The sequence below is a fragment of the Kitasatospora sp. NBC_01302 genome (assembly GCF_035976515.1).
Lineage (GTDB): Bacteria > Actinomycetota > Actinomycetes > Streptomycetales > Streptomycetaceae > Kitasatospora.
Genome location: NZ_CP108404.1, coordinates 2,809,386 through 2,824,341, shown reverse-complemented (window position 1 = coordinate 2,824,341; position 14,956 = coordinate 2,809,386). Strand labels below are relative to the sequence as shown.

The 14,956-nt window shown below is 71.5% G+C and carries 21 protein-coding genes; 16 read left to right on the top strand and 5 right to left on the bottom strand.

Annotated elements, in window-relative coordinates:
* The first annotated feature begins 41 nt into the window (after positions 1 to 41).
* The 3 genes from OG294_RS11655 to OG294_RS11645 all read left to right on the top strand — a co-directional run bounded on the left by OG294_RS11655 (position 42) and on the right by OG294_RS11645 (position 1,701).
* The gene (locus OG294_RS11655) at positions 42 to 629 is read left to right on the top strand and encodes a TetR/AcrR family transcriptional regulator (protein ID WP_327071505.1); all 588 of its coding nucleotides are present in this window, start codon (positions 42 to 44) and stop codon (positions 627 to 629) included.
* Between the two features lie 126 nt (positions 630 to 755).
* Positions 756 to 1,193, top strand: coding sequence for a winged helix-turn-helix transcriptional regulator (locus tag OG294_RS11650; RefSeq protein ID WP_442789323.1), 438 nt, complete (start codon positions 756 to 758; stop codon positions 1,191 to 1,193).
* A 76-nt stretch (positions 1,194 to 1,269) separates the two neighbouring features.
* Entirely contained in the window at positions 1,270 to 1,701 is a 432-nt protein-coding gene (locus OG294_RS11645) for an SRPBCC family protein (protein WP_327066412.1), read from the top strand.
* Positions 1,702 to 1,729: 28 nt separating this feature from the next.
* On the opposite strand, the gene OG294_RS11640 is transcribed toward OG294_RS11645, so the two are convergent.
* Both OG294_RS11640 and OG294_RS11635 read right to left on the bottom strand, forming a co-directional pair.
* Complete coding sequence (locus OG294_RS11640; RefSeq protein ID WP_327066411.1) at positions 1,730 to 2,149, bottom strand: hypothetical protein; 420 nt, start codon at positions 2,147 to 2,149, stop codon at positions 1,730 to 1,732.
* Between the two features lie 200 nt (positions 2,150 to 2,349).
* Positions 2,350 to 2,631 (bottom strand): helix-turn-helix domain-containing protein, encoded by a 282-nt coding sequence (locus OG294_RS11635; RefSeq protein ID WP_327071503.1) that lies wholly within the window; start codon positions 2,629 to 2,631, stop codon positions 2,350 to 2,352.
* Positions 2,632 to 3,532: 901 nt separating this feature from the next.
* Between OG294_RS11635 and OG294_RS11630 the strand changes: the two genes are divergently transcribed.
* A complete protein-coding gene (locus OG294_RS11630) occupies positions 3,533 to 3,757 on the top strand; it encodes a hypothetical protein (RefSeq protein ID WP_327066410.1) in 225 nt (74 codons plus the stop codon).
* A 277-nt stretch (positions 3,758 to 4,034) separates the two neighbouring features.
* On the opposite strand, the gene OG294_RS11625 is transcribed toward OG294_RS11630, so the two are convergent.
* The gene (locus OG294_RS11625; protein WP_327066409.1) at positions 4,035 to 4,433 is read right to left on the bottom strand and encodes an STAS domain-containing protein; all 399 of its coding nucleotides are present in this window, start codon (positions 4,431 to 4,433) and stop codon (positions 4,035 to 4,037) included.
* A gap of 359 nt (positions 4,434 to 4,792) precedes the next feature.
* Between OG294_RS11625 and OG294_RS11620 the strand changes: the two genes are divergently transcribed.
* From OG294_RS11620 to OG294_RS11600, 5 genes are all read left to right on the top strand, one after another.
* On the top strand, positions 4,793 to 5,854 hold the full coding sequence (locus OG294_RS11620; protein WP_327066408.1) for an acyl-CoA dehydrogenase family protein: 1,062 nt from the start codon (positions 4,793 to 4,795) through the stop codon (positions 5,852 to 5,854).
* Positions 5,851 to 6,663, top strand: a complete 813-nt coding sequence (locus OG294_RS11615) for a PIG-L deacetylase family protein (RefSeq protein ID WP_327066407.1) — start codon at positions 5,851 to 5,853, stop codon at positions 6,661 to 6,663. The genes OG294_RS11620 and OG294_RS11615 overlap by 4 nt, the downstream gene beginning before the upstream one ends.
* Complete coding sequence (locus tag OG294_RS11610; RefSeq protein ID WP_327066406.1) at positions 6,660 to 7,325, top strand: class I SAM-dependent DNA methyltransferase; 666 nt, start codon at positions 6,660 to 6,662, stop codon at positions 7,323 to 7,325. The genes OG294_RS11615 and OG294_RS11610 overlap by 4 nt, the downstream gene beginning before the upstream one ends.
* On the top strand, positions 7,322 to 8,038 hold the full coding sequence (locus tag OG294_RS11605; RefSeq protein ID WP_327066405.1) for a glycosyltransferase: 717 nt from the start codon (positions 7,322 to 7,324) through the stop codon (positions 8,036 to 8,038). Before OG294_RS11610 ends, OG294_RS11605 begins: the two co-directional genes overlap by 4 nt.
* Positions 8,039 to 8,179: 141 nt before the next feature.
* Positions 8,180 to 8,716, top strand: a complete 537-nt coding sequence (locus OG294_RS11600; RefSeq protein ID WP_327066404.1) for a ferritin-like domain-containing protein — start codon at positions 8,180 to 8,182, stop codon at positions 8,714 to 8,716.
* Positions 8,717 to 8,944: 228 nt separating this feature from the next.
* On the opposite strand, the gene OG294_RS11595 is transcribed toward OG294_RS11600, so the two are convergent.
* Entirely contained in the window at positions 8,945 to 9,172 is a 228-nt protein-coding gene (locus OG294_RS11595) for a hypothetical protein (RefSeq protein WP_327066403.1), read from the bottom strand.
* Between the two features lie 507 nt (positions 9,173 to 9,679).
* Between OG294_RS11595 and OG294_RS11590 the strand changes: the two genes are divergently transcribed.
* The 7 genes from OG294_RS11590 to OG294_RS11560 all read left to right on the top strand — a co-directional run bounded on the left by OG294_RS11590 (position 9,680) and on the right by OG294_RS11560 (position 14,020).
* Positions 9,680 to 9,883, top strand: a complete 204-nt coding sequence (locus OG294_RS11590) for a cold-shock protein (protein ID WP_099897249.1) — start codon at positions 9,680 to 9,682, stop codon at positions 9,881 to 9,883.
* A 376-nt stretch (positions 9,884 to 10,259) separates the two neighbouring features.
* Positions 10,260 to 11,831 carry a DEAD/DEAH box helicase gene (locus OG294_RS11585; protein WP_327066402.1) on the top strand — a complete coding sequence of 524 codons (1,572 nt, stop codon included), beginning with the start codon at positions 10,260 to 10,262 and terminating at the stop codon, positions 11,829 to 11,831.
* Positions 11,832 to 12,033: 202 nt separating this feature from the next.
* The gene (locus OG294_RS11580) at positions 12,034 to 12,405 is read left to right on the top strand and encodes a CBS domain-containing protein (protein WP_327066401.1); all 372 of its coding nucleotides are present in this window, start codon (positions 12,034 to 12,036) and stop codon (positions 12,403 to 12,405) included.
* 388 nt (positions 12,406 to 12,793) lie between these two features.
* Positions 12,794 to 13,207 (top strand): CBS domain-containing protein, encoded by a 414-nt coding sequence (locus OG294_RS11575; protein ID WP_327066400.1) that lies wholly within the window; start codon positions 12,794 to 12,796, stop codon positions 13,205 to 13,207.
* Positions 13,208 to 13,292: 85 nt separating this feature from the next.
* Positions 13,293 to 13,544 carry a hypothetical protein gene (locus OG294_RS11570; RefSeq protein ID WP_327066399.1) on the top strand — a complete coding sequence of 84 codons (252 nt, stop codon included), beginning with the start codon at positions 13,293 to 13,295 and terminating at the stop codon, positions 13,542 to 13,544.
* An 89-nt stretch (positions 13,545 to 13,633) separates the two neighbouring features.
* Positions 13,634 to 13,837 carry a CsbD family protein gene (locus OG294_RS11565; RefSeq protein WP_327066398.1) on the top strand — a complete coding sequence of 68 codons (204 nt, stop codon included), beginning with the start codon at positions 13,634 to 13,636 and terminating at the stop codon, positions 13,835 to 13,837.
* 18 nt (positions 13,838 to 13,855) lie between these two features.
* Positions 13,856 to 14,020 carry a hypothetical protein gene (locus OG294_RS11560; protein ID WP_327066396.1) on the top strand — a complete coding sequence of 55 codons (165 nt, stop codon included), beginning with the start codon at positions 13,856 to 13,858 and terminating at the stop codon, positions 14,018 to 14,020.
* A 165-nt stretch (positions 14,021 to 14,185) separates the two neighbouring features.
* Here OG294_RS11560 and OG294_RS11555 read toward each other — a convergent pair whose 3' ends face one another.
* Positions 14,186 to 14,827 (bottom strand): carbonic anhydrase, encoded by a 642-nt coding sequence (locus OG294_RS11555; protein ID WP_327066395.1) that lies wholly within the window; start codon positions 14,825 to 14,827, stop codon positions 14,186 to 14,188.
* Positions 14,828 to 14,956: the final 129 nt, after the last annotated feature.

Below are 14,956 nucleotides of genomic sequence, written 5' to 3'. Positions count from 1 at the left end.
GCAACAGCCCTGTTCCGTTATAGAGTCGGAGGGTGGATTCCATGCAGCGCGCGGCCGGACGACGGCGCGACCCCCGCACCGACACCGCCGCCCTCGACGCGGTGCTCGACCTCGTCGCCGCGGGCGCGACCTTGTCCGGCCTTTCGCTGGTCACCATCGCCGAGCACGCCGGGGTCTCGCGCAACTCCCTCTACCGGCGATGGAAGACCAAGGACGCCCTCTACCTCGACGTCCTCGACGCGATCAACCGGGCACTTCCCGAGTTCACCGGGCCCTCGGTCCGCGAAGACCTCGCCGCGTATCTCGCGGAACTGATACGACGCACGCTCGACCCGCGCGCCGCGGCGGTCCTGCGTGCCTTGCAGGCCGAGGCCGCGGCCTTCCCGGAGTTGCACCGCCGCTACTTCGACGAGATCGTCGCCCCCCGCCGCCGAGCCGTCTACGGCATTCTGCGGCGGGGTGTCGACTCGGGCGAACTCAGGCCCGACCTGGATGTCGAGTTCGCCGGTGAGGTTCTCGTCGCGCCCGTGTTGGCCCGCCTCGGCACCGGTACCGTCGAAACCCTCGACCCGGCCGCGACCAGCCGCCGGATCGTCGACCTGCTCTACGGCGGCATCGAAGCGCGCTGAGGCCTGAACTTCGACCCAGACCGTGGCGCCGACCGCTCTCCCGTCCTGTCACTCGTGCCCGGAGCGACTCGGCCGAGGAACCCGGTGAGGAGTTCGACCAGTGCGTCGGGCCTGTCGAGGGGGATGATGTGCCCGACTTTTTCGTCAGGCGGTGAGGTGAAGGTGACCGACTCTTCGACAGGCGCGCGAGGTGATCTGTTCGATCCGGCGTGCCCGACCAGGCAGTTGCTGGACCGGATCGGCTCGAAGTGGACCTCCATGGCGGTCAAGGTGCTCGCTGCGGCGGCGCCGGGAGAGGTGCGGTTCGCCGAACTGCGGCGCCGCATGCCCGGTGTGTCGCAGAAGATGCTTTCGGTGACTCTGCAGAGCCTGGTCGGGGACGGTCTCGTCGCCCGGCGCGTCGAGCCGACCGTCCCGCCTCGGGTCCATTACCGGCTGACCGAGCTCGGACTCTCCTTGGAGGAGCCGCTCTCCGCGCTTCGCGCATGGGCCGAGGAGCACATGGGCGAGATCGATCGCGCCAACCGTCGAACCGGCGGCTGCGAGCGTTCCGGGGAGTCTTGACCGTATCAAGGTCCAATCCATCCGGCGCTCGGCGACGAATGAGGGGGACGGACGGAGCTGTCGGAAGGAGTACGACGTGGTTGCGGTTTCCCGCACTTTCACAGTCCACCAGCCCGTGGAGAAGGTCGTGGACTATCTGGCGGACTTCGCGAACGCGCGCGACTGGGATCCCGGGACGCTCAGCTGTGTGCGCGAAGACACCGGGCCGCTGCGCGTCGGCTCACAATGGGTCAACACCTCCGCGTTCATGGGCCGCAGAACGGTGCTGACGTACCGCCTCGAGACGCTCGAGCCGCGGCACCTGGCGTTCCAGGGCACGAATGAGTCGGCTACCAGCCGCGACGACCTCCGCTTCGCCGAGGTTCCGCGCGGCACCGAGATCACCTACCGTGCCGAGATCACGTTCGCCGGCGCACTGCGCATGCTCAGTCCCCTTCTACGCCTGCCCTTCGAGCGCCTCGCCGACCGTGTCGTCGCGCAGATGACCCACGTCGTCGATGCCCTTTGACATTCTGAGGCCGAGCGCCCCGGCCGAGCTAGCTAGCTAGCTCGGCGACGCCGACCGCCGGGCGCGCCGGTCGACTGCGCCGTGGTGCAGGGCAGGTGGGAGTGGCCGCGATGGCTGGTGTGGCGCCCGGATCGAGTGGGTTCGCGGTGACGAGCAGGTCGGCTCCGAGGGTGGTGACGGTGAAGCCCGCGGCGTCGAGGACCTCCGAGAGGGCCAGCATGAGCGCGCCGCGGATACCGCGGAACTCGGTGCGCCCGGCGGCGTCGGCGGGATGCGGGCAGGCGTGGAGTGTCGGTCCGATCAGATCCTCGCCCGGCCTCCATCCCAGCACCAGGCCGGCCCCTGGGCGCAGCCGGACGGAGAGCCCGGCCGCCCGCGGCGGTGCCAGCTCGAACCCGTGGAGAGAGAGAACTTCGCAGACAGACACAAACAGATGTTTGTCATCCACGCGAAGATTCTAGCGCCTGTATGGCCAGCCAATAACCGCTGGTGACGGATCGTCACGCAGCTCGCCGGGTATCACCGGTACCGCTTCGGACCTTGCGCTGCGCAAGGTCCGCCGGCCCGGCGGCGTCGTTTTCCGCGGGGTGGCCTGCGGTGAGCGCCTGTCGCTCACCGCGGACCGGTCTCATCGGCCTGGTGGACGGGTCAGGTGTCGGCGGCGGGTTCCTGACCGGGCTGGGAGCGGCGGAGTTGTTCGTTGATGCGCAGGGCTTCTTCGAGTTGGTCTTCGAGGATGACGATGCGGCAGGCGGCGTCGACGGCGGTGCCCTGGTCGACGAGATCGCGGGCACGCATGGCGATGCGCAACTGGTAACGGGAGTAGCGGCGGTGGCCTCCGTCGGAGCGAAGTGGGGTGATGAGGCCTTGTTCGCCGAGGGAGCGCAGGAAGCCGGGGGTGGTTCCGGTCATCTCGGCGGCGCGGCCCATGGTGTAGGCGGGGTAGTCGTCGTCGTCGAGGGAGTCGGGGGTGTGGGGTCGGATGGTTGCCGTGGTCACTGCACCTCTTCTTGATCGTGTCGGGGACGCGCTGAGGGGCCCCGGGGCCATTGCGGCTCCCGGGGCCCCGAAGGGTATTTACACCATCTACCGGCCTTGAGGCCGGGTTCGTTATGTCCGCACGGCCCCGGGGGAGGGGGCGTGCGGGGATCGCGTATGCGTGACCGGAAACCACCGTCCTTGCCTTGGGGTCTTCGGATTCCGCCCGGGTGAATGCCTCACGGGCCGGGCGATCCTGATGGCGCTCTGTCCCCTCCATTCATCCTCTGTACTGACTGGCCAGTAATGCCATGGCGGTCCTGACGGTCCGCCGGGTCCGGCAGTCGGCCCCGTCGCCCGTCCTGCTCGGCTTGGAACCCCACTGGCCGGACCCCCAGCACGCGCGCCGGCAGTCCTGGCGCCTTTGCTGGGGTACCTCGTCCTGCGACTGCCGGTATCGCTCAACCCAACTTCACCTGCTGGTAGTGCACTTGCTGAACTGCGGTACCGCTGATGGCGGCCCCTGATACCCGCGGGCCGCCCGGCCCGGCCGCCGGTCCTGTCGCCTCACTGCACCATTCCTGGCTTCAGAACCCTGCAACCGTGCCGACCTGCGAACTTCCGTACTGCTGCCCGCCAGTTCGTGTCTGGCGGGTACCGCTCGACCGCGTCTACGAGAGAAACCCTAGCCACGGATCGGGGCAATGTCTACTCCAGCGAGCACAGATTTTTCCATGACGGTCGGGGAGGTATTCTCCGTCCCGCGCGGGGGCGGGCCGGTCCCGCAGCCGCGCCCCTGCCGCAGGACGCCGCGTGCAGCGGCCCAGGACTACGAATGAAAGGGAGGCGAGCGGTGGAAGGGCCGCAGGCCGCGCCGCACGTGCGCATCCCCGACCCCCATACCCAGGCGTCGCTGGCGGCGGCCATCGCCGAAGCCGTGCGCGACCAGGACGAGCGGGTCCTGCGCAGGCTGCTGGCCCGCTTCGCCGAGCAGGCCGCCATCGCCGACCTGCCCGCTCTGCGCGACGCCCTCGACGCCACCCGGCAGCACAGCAGTCGGCCGCCGGCACCCCGGTAGTCGGCCTGGCGCCACAGCGCCCGCTGGGTCGGAGCGCCCCGAACGACCGCGAGGATCCGCTGGTGGTCCGGCGGCAGCGCGTCCACGTCCACGCCGGGCCCGCGGTGCGGGACCAGCGAGCTCTGCCCGGTCCCGGGCCACGGTAGGACGGTAGGGGGGCTCGGGCCCGAAGGGTCGCTAGGTGAGCCTTCGGGCCGGAGCCGCGCAGGGCGGCCCTTCGGGCGGTGCGGTCAACGCTGGCAGCCAGCAGCCCTGCGGAGGATGTCCATCGGCGATGTCACGGAGCGCCCTGGGAACTCGTGGACACCGGATCGAGGGTGGCCAGTGCCGACTCGACATCAGGCTGGACCGGGTGGGTGAGACCGATTCCGGTGAGGCGGAAGAGCTTGTCGACGGTGGGAGTCAGAGCCGTAAGCGTCAGACTCCCGCCGGCCAGCCTTGTCTCGCGCATCGAGCGGATGATGACGTTCAGGCCCGACGAGTCCATGAACGGCACTCCGCTCAGATCCACGATCACGTGCTTGCGGCCGTGGGACAGCTGGTTGGCGAGGTGGACGTAGAGCAACGGCCCGGTGTCGATGTCGAGTTCACCGGTCACCGACAGCACGGCTACCTGATCCCGGATCACACAGCTCACGGTCAGCCCGGTGGTGCCGTCGGAGATCGGGGTGGACATCGGTCAAGCCTCCTGAGCGTCTGGCGGGGTCGCCCTCGTCTGCCCCGACCGCGCGGAGCCATGCCTACGCCTTCGGGCGGATCGGCGACACGGCGCACCGCTGCGCCGATGTGAAGCTCCTGAAGCGAGGCCGATCGGTCGGGTCGCCGCTCGGGGCGGGGCCGCTCCGGGCGTGCGGGCGCCCGGCGTGCGGTGCAGAGTCGGAGCAATGCCGAGTGTCTGCGCCGCTCCGCCCGGCGCAATGGTGAGGAGTACGACGTGATCGCTGGATCGTCCTTGCGGCCCTCCGTCCTGCCGCCATGGCCTGCGCGGTCCCCGCGGCAGCCTGATCCCCGCAGGACCGACAGGGCCGGTAGCCCATGAGCGCCACCGAAACGGGAGTCGGCGTGCGGGGCAGCTGGAACGAGGCCGCCAGGACCGGTGCCGGTGCGGAGGACCACCGCCGGTGCGTCGCCGAGGCGTTCACACGGATGGCGGCCTGCGGCGAGCTGGATCTGCCGCTGCCCGGCGGGGGGCGGACCCGTGCCCGTTGGGAGGCGCTCACCCGCTGGGCCCAGTGGGACCTGTCGCTGGCCCGGCTTGCCGAGGGCCACACGGACGCCGTCGCGATCCTCGCCGAACTCGGCATACCGGCAACGGAAGACCTGCCGACGGCTGCGGACGGCGCCCGCTGGGGGGTGTGGGCGGCCGAACCGCCCGGCTACACCCTGGAGGCACGCCGGCTGCCGGGCGGATGGCGGCTCTTCGGCGTGAAACCCTTCTGCTCGGGCGCCCGGGTGTGCACGCACGCGCTCGTGACCGCCCGCGAAGGGGAGCGGCGCCGTCTGTTCGCCGTCGAGGTCGAGCAGCCTGGTGTCGGCCCGCTGCCGGACAGCTGGCCCGGCCCGGGCATGGCGGGCAGCGACACCCTGGACGTGAACCTCGACGGCGTCCGGGCCAGCCCGGTCGGAGAGCCGGGCGCCTACCTGGAGCGTCCCGGATTCCACCACGGAGGGATCGGTGTCGCGGCTTGCTGGCACGGCGGTGCCCGCGCGGTCGCCCGCACGCTGCTGACCGCCTCGCGCACGTGGGACCTGGACCCGCACGCCCTGGCGCACCTCGGCGCCGTCGACGCCCGTCTGGCCACCGTCGACACGCTGCTTGCCAGTGCCGCCGCGGCCGTGGACGCCGATCCCCTCGACACGGACGGCACCGCGCAGCTTCGCACGATGCGCGTGCGTGCCGCCGTCGAGAACGCCGCCGCTGACGTCCTGGCCCGGGTCGGCCGGGCGCTGGGCGCCGCCCCGCTGGGCCATGACGCCGTTCATGCCCGCGCCGTCGCGGACCTGACGGTCTACCTGCGCCAGCACCATGGCGAGCGTGACCTGGCCGCCCTCGGCAAGGCCGCCAGCGGCACCCGACTGGAATGGGAGGAGATGTGACGAGCCACCCGGCCCCGCCACCGACCGCTCTCGCCCCGAAGCGGACTGCAGCCGACCCCATCCAGGAGACCGGGACGCCCGAAGAGGACTGGCAGACCTGGCCCGCACTTCGCAGCCTTCCCGTCATCGACCCGCTCGCCTGCCTGCCGGCCCCGCGGGACCGTCCCCCGAGGGTCCTGGTGGTGGCCGCCCACCCCGACGACGAGGTCCTCGGCTTCGGCGGCACGATCGCCGTCCTCGCGGCAGCCGGCGCCCGGGTGCGCCTGGTGTCCGTCACCGACGGCGAGGCCTCCCACCCGCACAGCACCGCCCCCGCGGCCCGCAACCTCGCGGCCGTCCGCACACGGGAACTGCGCCAAGCGCTGGGCCAGTTGGGTGCCGACGTGCAGAGCGTGGCACTGGGCCTGCCCGACAGCGGGCTCGCCCGGCACGAACAGGGACTGACCAGTGAGCTGGCCGGACTGCTGGCGGACTGCGACCTGTGCGTGGCGCCGTTCAGCCGGGACCTGCACCCGGACCACGAGGCCGCGGGCCGCGCAGCACTGGCGGCCGGCACGGCACGGGGCGTGCCCGTGTGGGAGTACCCGGTGTGGGCGTGGCACTGGGCGGTGCCCGGCGATCGACGGCTGCCCTGGCACCGCGCGGCCCGCATCGCGCTGCCCCCGGCCGCCCGAGCCCGCAAGCGCGCGGCACTGCAGTGCTTCCGCAGCCAGATCGAGCCGCTCGGCGACGGGCCGCAGGACGAGGCGATCCTGCCTCCCGCCGAACTCGCCCATTTCAGACGCGACTTCGAGGTGATCTGGCGATGACCACGCCCCACGCGACCACGGGAGCACAGCCGCAGGACACCGGAACGCCGGGGACCTACTTCACCCGCATGTATGCCGATCACGACGATCCCTGGCAGCTCGCGGAACGCTGGTACGAGCAGCGCAAGTACGCCCTGACGCTCGCGGCCCTCCCCGAGCCGGTCTACCGCAGCGCGTTCGAGCCGGGCTGCTCGGTCGGAGTCCTGTCCGCCATGCTCGCCGATCGCTGCCAGGCCCTCCTGTCCTGCGACCGGGAGGAGCGCGCCCTCGCGCAGGCACGGGTCCGCCTCGCCCAGCTACCGCACGTGCAGGTGGAGCACCGTCTGCTGCCCGACGATTGGCCCGCGAAGAGCTTCGACCTCATCGTGCTGTCCGAGCTGCTGTACTACTTCACCGCCGCCGCCACCGCCGACATCCTGGACCGTGCGGTGCACTCCCTGGAGCCGGGAGGGACCGTGCTGCTCGTCCACTGGCGCCACCCGGTCGCCGACCACGCCCGCAGCGCCGAAGCCGTTCACGACCAGGCCCGCAGCCATCCCGCCCTGGTGCGGATCGCCGCGCACACCGAGCCGGACTTCCTCCTCGACGTCTTCTCCCGGCCCGAACAGCCCGGCACCCCGGCGGCCCGCCTCTCGGTCGCCGCCTTGGAGGGGCTGACGTGATCCGTGCGCTGGCCGCCGTCGTCCCCGCCCGCGACGAGGAGGAGCTGCTCGGCGACTGCCTGGACGCGCTGCACCGGGCCATCCGCCACCCGCGCGTACGCGACCTGCCCAGCCGGGTGATCGTGGTGGCCGACGCCTGCACGGACGGCACCGCGGCCATCGCCCGCGGGCACGGTGCGGAACTGCTGGAACTGACCGCGGGCAACGTCGGGGCGGCTCGCGCGGCCGGCAGCGACCGCGCCCTGGACAGCACCCTCGCCTCCTGGCCGGGCCTCACCCTGGACAGTGTGTGGCTGGCCCACACCGACGCCGACTCCCGAGTCCCGGCCGACTGGCTCGCCCACCAGCTCGCCCACGCGGCCCGCGGCTGGCATGCGGTCGTGGGCACCGTCCGCGTCGCGGACTGGACCGGCCACCCGGAAGGCGCCGCCGCCGCCTTCCGACGGCACTACCAGCGCAAGTGGACCGCTGACGGGCATCGCCACGTCCACGGGGCGAACCTCGCTGTGCGGGCCGACGCCTACCGCGCAGCCGGCGGCTTCAGGCCGCTGCCCGCCGGCGAGGACAGCGCCCTGGTCACCGCCCTGGAAGCCGCCGGCCACCGCGTCCAACGCACTGCCCGCAGCCCCGTCACCACCTCCGCGCGACGCAATCCCCGCGCCCGCGGCGGATTCGGTGACTTCCTGCGCGACCTCGACCCCCTGACCGGCTGACACCCCCGAGCAGCCCAACCGTGAGCGGAAACGGCATCGGTGTGGTGCGAATCGGTGGTGTCGTGCCCGTCCCGGTGTCACGTCGCCCGGCATCGGGAAGGCGTCTGCGGACCCTCCCCCTCCACCACTTGGGAGTACCGCATGGCAGGCGACGACTTCGTCATCGACGTGACCCGGATCCGGGACGAGGCCCGGCAGAAAATGGCCGAAGGAGCCGTGACCAGCACCTACGGCTTGGACGCCGAGAAAGTGATCGCCGTACTGAACGACGTGGTCGCCACCGAGGTGGTCTGCTGGCTGCGCTACACGCGGCACGCGATCTCCGCCGCCGGCATCGACCGCGCCCAGGTGGCCGCGGAGTTCACCGAGCATGCCGCCGAGGAGATGCAGCACGCCCTGCGGGCCGCCGGGCGGATCGCCCAGCTCGGTGGCGAACCCGACTTCGACCCCGCCACCCTCGCCCGGCGCGCCCACACCGACTACACCACGCCGGCCGAGAAGGACCTCAGGGCCATGCTGGAGCACAACCTGCTGGCCGAGCGGATCGTCATCTCCACCTACCAGGAGATCGCCCGCTGGCTCGGCGACCACGACCCCACCACCCGGCGTCTCATCGAGTCCATCCTCGAAGAAGAGGAAGAACACGCCGACGACCTCACCGACCTGCTCGCCGGCTGACCTGGACGGGTTGGCAGCGGACTCAGGGTCGGCCGTTCCCTGGCCGGGCAGCCGCACGAGAGCCGGCCGGCCAGGGCAGTCACAGCCACGGCGGAGATCGCGATGGTGAAACTCCTCCACAAGCCTCGGCGCTGACGGTGAAGCCCGCGGCGTCGAGGACCTCCGACAGGGCCGGCACGAGCGCGCCACGGATACCGCCGAACTCGGTACGCCCGGCGGCGCCCTGGGTCAGAGTTTGAACATGGCGGTGTACGGCTGGGTGATGCGTTCTTGCCGCGATCCGAAGTCGACGAGTACGGCGATGTCGCTGTCGCCTTCGACGCCGATGGCCCGGCCGAGGCCGTAGCGGTCGTGGGTGACGCGGTCGCCCACGGCGAACCGCTTCAGGGGCGCCTCGACCCGGGCCTTGAAGGGACTGGTGGGCAGGGGCCGGCGGACTGCTACTGATTTCGTCATTCCTTGCAGTATGCGCCGGAAATCGCGGGGCGGGCCCGTTCGCCGGGACTCGACTGCGAATGAGGTGGAGTTTCGGATCGGTTCGCGCTGTCTCCGCTGTCTCCGCTGCTGCCGATGACGGCTGGCACGGTGGCCGACCCGTGTCCGGGGTCGGCGTGTCGGGGGCTTGTCCGCGTCGCACCGCCGGCGGAGCCACCGCCCCGGAGAGGTCACCAGGCGATCAACAAGCCTGTTCACACGGTGTGTTGATGCTCCTGGCTGCTCGGGTCGGCGGCCCGGCGGGGGAGGGTCCTGCGAAACTGGGGGTGACATATTCCGCCGTGGCGGGCCCGGGGCTGCTAGAGTCTTCTTAGTTGCAGTAGTGGTTCCCATGAACTTTGTGTGCGCCTGCTGATGTTTCGCAGGCGCATTTCTGTTTCCCGGCTCTTCCCCGGGTGGGTGCTCATCGCGGCGACTCGGAGCCCGCGCTGTGCGTGCTCCGGACAGCCCCTTGAAGGAGAATTTTTTATGGCTAATGGCACTGTGAAGTGGTTCAACGCGGAAAAGGGCTTCGGCTTCATCGAGCAGGACGGTGGCGGCGCTGACGTCTTCGCCCACTACTCGAACATCAACGCCAACGGCTTCCGTGAGCTGCTCGAGGGCCAGAAGGTCGAGTTCGACGTCACGCAGGGCCAGAAGGGCCCGCAGGCCGAGAACATTCGTCCGCTGTAGTTTTTCTGCCATGGCACCCGCCTAGCAGCGAGGGGCCCGCACCGCGTACATGATGCCCGGTGCGGGCCCCTCGGCCTTGCGCCACCATGCTTTTACCCGGCCGTTCAGGCCCCCCTGGCTCCGCCACCGGCGGCCATCCCCACGCGAGACGCCCAGCGCCGCGTCCGGATCGGCGCCCTGCCGTGACATCCCACGGTTCGAGGTCCTCGCTCCCGCCCCTTCGCGGTGAGCGCCGACCGTAGGTGACGTGCCGCACGGTTCTACCGTCCACGCCCCGCCTGTCACATCTCTCGGCCCGTTCCCTTGCGGTCTCCCGTCGGCGCCCCGCGCCGCGGAGCCTTCCTTGCGACGTGCCGCCCTGAGGAAGGTCTCCCGCATGAATCGTTCCAGTCGCTCCTCGTACCAGAACGCCAACTCCCGCTCCGGCGCAGGCTCGCGCTCCGGCGGCGGCTACGGATCCCGCTCCGGATCCCGCTCCGGCGGCAGCTCCTTCTACGGCGACAGGCCCACCGGCGGCCGGAACTCCTCCGGCCGCAGTGCCCGTCAGAACTCCTCCCCGCAGGGCGAGTTCGCGATGCCGGTCAGTACCACCCCGGCGCTGCCGGCCGTCGAGTCGTTCGACGAACTGGACATGCCGAAGGCACTGCTGTCGGTGCTGACCCGCCAGGGCGTCACCTCGCCATTCCCGATCCAGGCCGCGACGCTGCCGAACTCGCTGGCCGGACGCGACGTGCTGGGACGCGGCCGCACCGGCTCCGGCAAGACCATCGCGTTCGGTCTCGCGGTGCTGGCCCGCACCGCCGGCCAGCGGGCCGAGCCGCGCCGGCCGCTGGCCCTGGTGCTGGTGCCCACCCGCGAGCTCGCGCAGCAGGTCACCGACGCCCTCACCCCTTTCGCCCACGCGGTGCGGCTGCGGATGGCGGCCGTGGTGGGCGGGATGTCGATCGGCCGCCAGGCCCAGGTGCTGAACCGCGGGGCGGAGGTCGTGGTGGCCACCCCCGGCCGCCTCAAGGACCTGATCCAGCGCGGCGACTGCCAGCTCGACGGCGTCGGCATCACCGTGCTGGACGAGGCCGACCAGATGGCCGACATGGGCTTCCTGCCCCAGGTGACCGAGCTCCTCGACCAGGTCGCCGAGGGCTGCCAGACGATGCTCTTCTCCGCCACCCTGGACCGCAACGTCGACCGCCTGGTGCGGCGCTTCCTCACCGACCCGGTCACCCACTCGGTGGACCCCTCCGCAGGAGCGGTCAGCACCATGGAGCACCACGTCCTGCACGTCCAGAGCCGGGACAAGGACGCCACGATCGCCCACATCGCCTCGCGCGAGGGCGGCGTGATCATGTTCACCGACACCAAGCACGGCGCCGACCACCTGGTGCAGGACCTGCTCGCCAGCGGGGTGAAGGCGGCGGCGCTGCACGGGGGCAAGTCCCAGCCGCAGCGCACCCGCACCCTGGAGCAGTTCCGCACCGGCGCGGTCACCGCGCTGATCGCCACCAACGTCGCCGCCCGCGGCATCCACATCGACGGGCTCGACCTGGTCGTCAACCTGGACCCGCCGAGCGACCACAAGGACTACCTGCACCGCGGCGGACGCACCGCCCGGGCCGGCGAGTCCGGCACCGTCGTCACCCTCGTCCTGCCCAACCAACGCCGTGAGACGGCCCGCATGATGACCACCGCCGGCATCACCCCCGAATCCACCCGGGTCACCGCCGGCGACGAGGAACTGGCTCGGATCACCGGCGCCCGCGTGCCCACCGGCATCCCCGTGGTGATCGCCGACCCCGTCCTCGAGCGGCCCCGCCGCAGCGCGTCCACGGGACGCAACCGCCGCAGCCGCCCCGCCTACGCCGGCGGCGACGCCCGGGCCGCTGCCGGTCGCGACAACCAGGGCTCCTCCGGCCGTCGCCGGGCGCCCAGGCGCGTCGCCCTCGCCGCGTAGCACCCAGCCCAGCGGGCCCGGCTCGCAGTGCGGACCGGGCCCGCGCAGCTCGCCGAGTGGGCGACACCGGCTTCCTGCGACAGCCGCTCACGGAATCCGTCGGGAGCGCCGCAACCCCATCCGGCCGATCACGCAGGCCCTCCCACCACCAGTGCCCTGATCGCCACCGCCACCGGCGCGAGCGACACGAAGGAGTCCCTCCATGACCATCACCCTCGAACGCCCCGCGACGGTCGGCGACCTCATGAAGGACCCGGAACTGCAGATCAGTGACGACGTCATGGTCGACACGGCGATGGACATCCTGCAGAGCTCCGGCGCGGACCACCTCCTGGTCCGCGACGACGACGGCCGCTGCGCCGGACTGCTGACCCGCGTGCACCTCGCGCCGTTCCAGGCCCGCTCCTGGTACACCGAGCGCACCGCGGTGCGCGACATCGTCCTCGACCGTGCCCCGTTCGCCACCGCCGACATGCCCGCCACCGACGCGGTCGCCGCCATGCGCTCCCGCCGAATGGACACGTGGCCGGTGGTGGACCACGACGGCCACGCCATCGGCCTGCTCACCTTCTGAGGTCGACAGCAGGCGCCCCACGCCGGCATCCAAGCCGCTGTGGGTGCGATGACCGCGCCACCGACCCCGAGGCTGGCCCTGCGGTCTCGCCGACACCTGGCGGAGCTCCCGCAGACAGGTTGGACGGTGCCCGACGGCACGGCTTCCGCGGCCGGCTTCCTGACTTGTCCACACTGACAGTGGAGTTGAACCGGCAGCGGGATCGGGTGCCCGGCACCACCATGAACCCCGAGCCGTGGCCACACCTCCCACGACGGGCCCCAGCCGCAGGTCACAGCGCCCAGACGCCCGCGCTCGTGGCGCTCGGCCCGGGCGAGACCCACACCGTCACGGCAGCCGCCCTGATCACTGTCGGCCGCGGCGAGTGCGACGCGAAGGAGCTTCGCCGATGACCTTCACCCTCGAACCCCCGATGGCGCGCGTGAGCGCCGGCGCGAACCTGGCCGCCACCGTGGGCGACCTCATGGGGGCTCCACAGCTGCAGATCAGCGACGATGTCACGGTCGACACGGCCATGGACATCCTGCACAGCGCCGGGACGGACCAGGTCCTGGTGCGGGGCGAGGACGGACGGTGCGCCGGTATGGTGACCCGCGCTCAGCTCGCGCCCTTCAGCTCCCGGTCCTGGTACACCGAACGCAGCGCGGTCCGCGACATCGCCCACGACCGCGCACCGTTCGCCACCGCCGACATGCCCGCAACGGTGGCGTTTGTCGCGATGTACTTCCGGGGCTTGGACGTGTGGCCGGTGGTCGACGACGACGGCCACGTCATCGGCCTGCTGAACCGACGCGTGCCGTAGACCAGCCGGGATCGGTGCGCCCGGGGACTTCAAGGCGGCGGCGTCGGGCCAGCAGCACGCCCTGGGGGCCTGGGGGCCTTGGTGCTTGCGCGCCCCGATTCCCGTGGACCGGGCGGTCGCCGCTTCCGCCTTCGTCGAGGCCATCGCCCCCAACCTCAACACCACGCTCGCAGGCGCCCGTTGGGACGCAGCCTGCGTCCTGACCGCCATCGCCGACCTCGTCGGCGATCGGCTCACCGACCATCTGCCGGCCTGCCTGCCGCGCGGCTACGCGCTCCTGTTCGGCCGCGCCGATCTCACCCCGCCGCCTGACTCCTGTCGGCCATGGCGGCTGTGATCCATCCCGCGCGCATGAAAGCGCCGATATCGGTAAAAAGGGGATGAAAGGTGGTGCGACTGCGCCGCCGGCGGAGACTGGAGGAATCGATGAGCGACCTGTCGAACAAGGCGCAGGGCCTGGCCGGCAAGGCGAAGGAGAAGGCCGGCGACCTGACCGGGGACGAGGAACTCAAGGGCGAGGGCCAGGCCGACCAGGTCGAGTCGAAGGTCAAGCAGGCCGCCGACGGCGTCAAGGATGCCGTGCAGGGTGCCGCCGACCGGGTGAAGGGCGCACTCAAGCGCAACGACTGACCAAAGGAGGTGGCCGACATGGCCCTGTTCCTGTTCATCCTGCTCATCGCCGTGGTGTTCGGCTTCGTCGGCGCCTTGGTGAAGGGCCTGCTGTGGTTGCTCGTCATCGGCGCCGTGCTGTTCGTCGCCGCCCTGGTCCTGGGCGGCATGCGCCTGGGCCGCAGGCGCGAAGCACGCAGGTAGGAACGGCGCGACGCCGCAGGCCCGCACGCGGGACGAGCCTCCCGGGTGCGGGCCTGCGGACCTGCGCAACGATCCTTTGGGCGGGACAGCTCTCGCGGCTGTCCCGCCCCGCGTGTGTCCTTCCGCTGTGTCCTTCCGGAGCTGGAGGAACGCTGAGCAACCCGGTCAGGCCGCCGCACCGGCGGACAGGTCCAGGCCGCGGGTGGTGACCAGGTGGGCTGTACCGTCGGCCAGCCGGTAGGACAGCCCGACGACGGCGACCCGGCCCTCCTCGACCGCTTCGGCGAGCGCGCGGGAGCGGTCCAGCAGCAGATCGACGGTGTGCCGTATGTGCTCGGCGACGAACTCCGCGTCCTCGGTGTGCCCGGCCGCGCGGGCGGCCAGCACGCTCGGGGTCACCTTCTCGACCACGTCCCGCACGTAGCCGCCGGCGGTGGTGCCGTCGGCGACAGCGGCACGGGTGGCCGCCACGGCCCCGCACGCGTCGTGGCCGAGCACCACGACCAGCGGCGTACCGAGCACGCCCACCCCGTACTCGATGCTGCCGAGCACCTCCGGCCCGGCGACGTGTCCGGCGGTGCGGACCACGAACAGGTCACCCAGCCCCCGGTCGAAGATGATTTCGGCGGCCAGCCGGGAATCCGAGCACCCGAACAGCACTGCGAACGGGCTCTGAGCCGGTGCGATCTCGGTACGGCGGGCAGCGTCCTGGTTCGGGTGCTCCGGGTAACCGGTGACGAACCGCCGGTTGCCGGCCAACAGCGTCTCGAAGGCTTCCTGGGGCGTCGCATTGAGGGCATCGATCATGGCCGCAGACTATGCCCCGGCCTCAGTGGTGCGCACGGGCGCCCCTTCCCCACACAGTGGCCTCCTTGGTCTTCGCCAGCAGGCCGGCGGTGCCGGACTTGGCGGCGGTTCACCTTCGATCACGCAGTT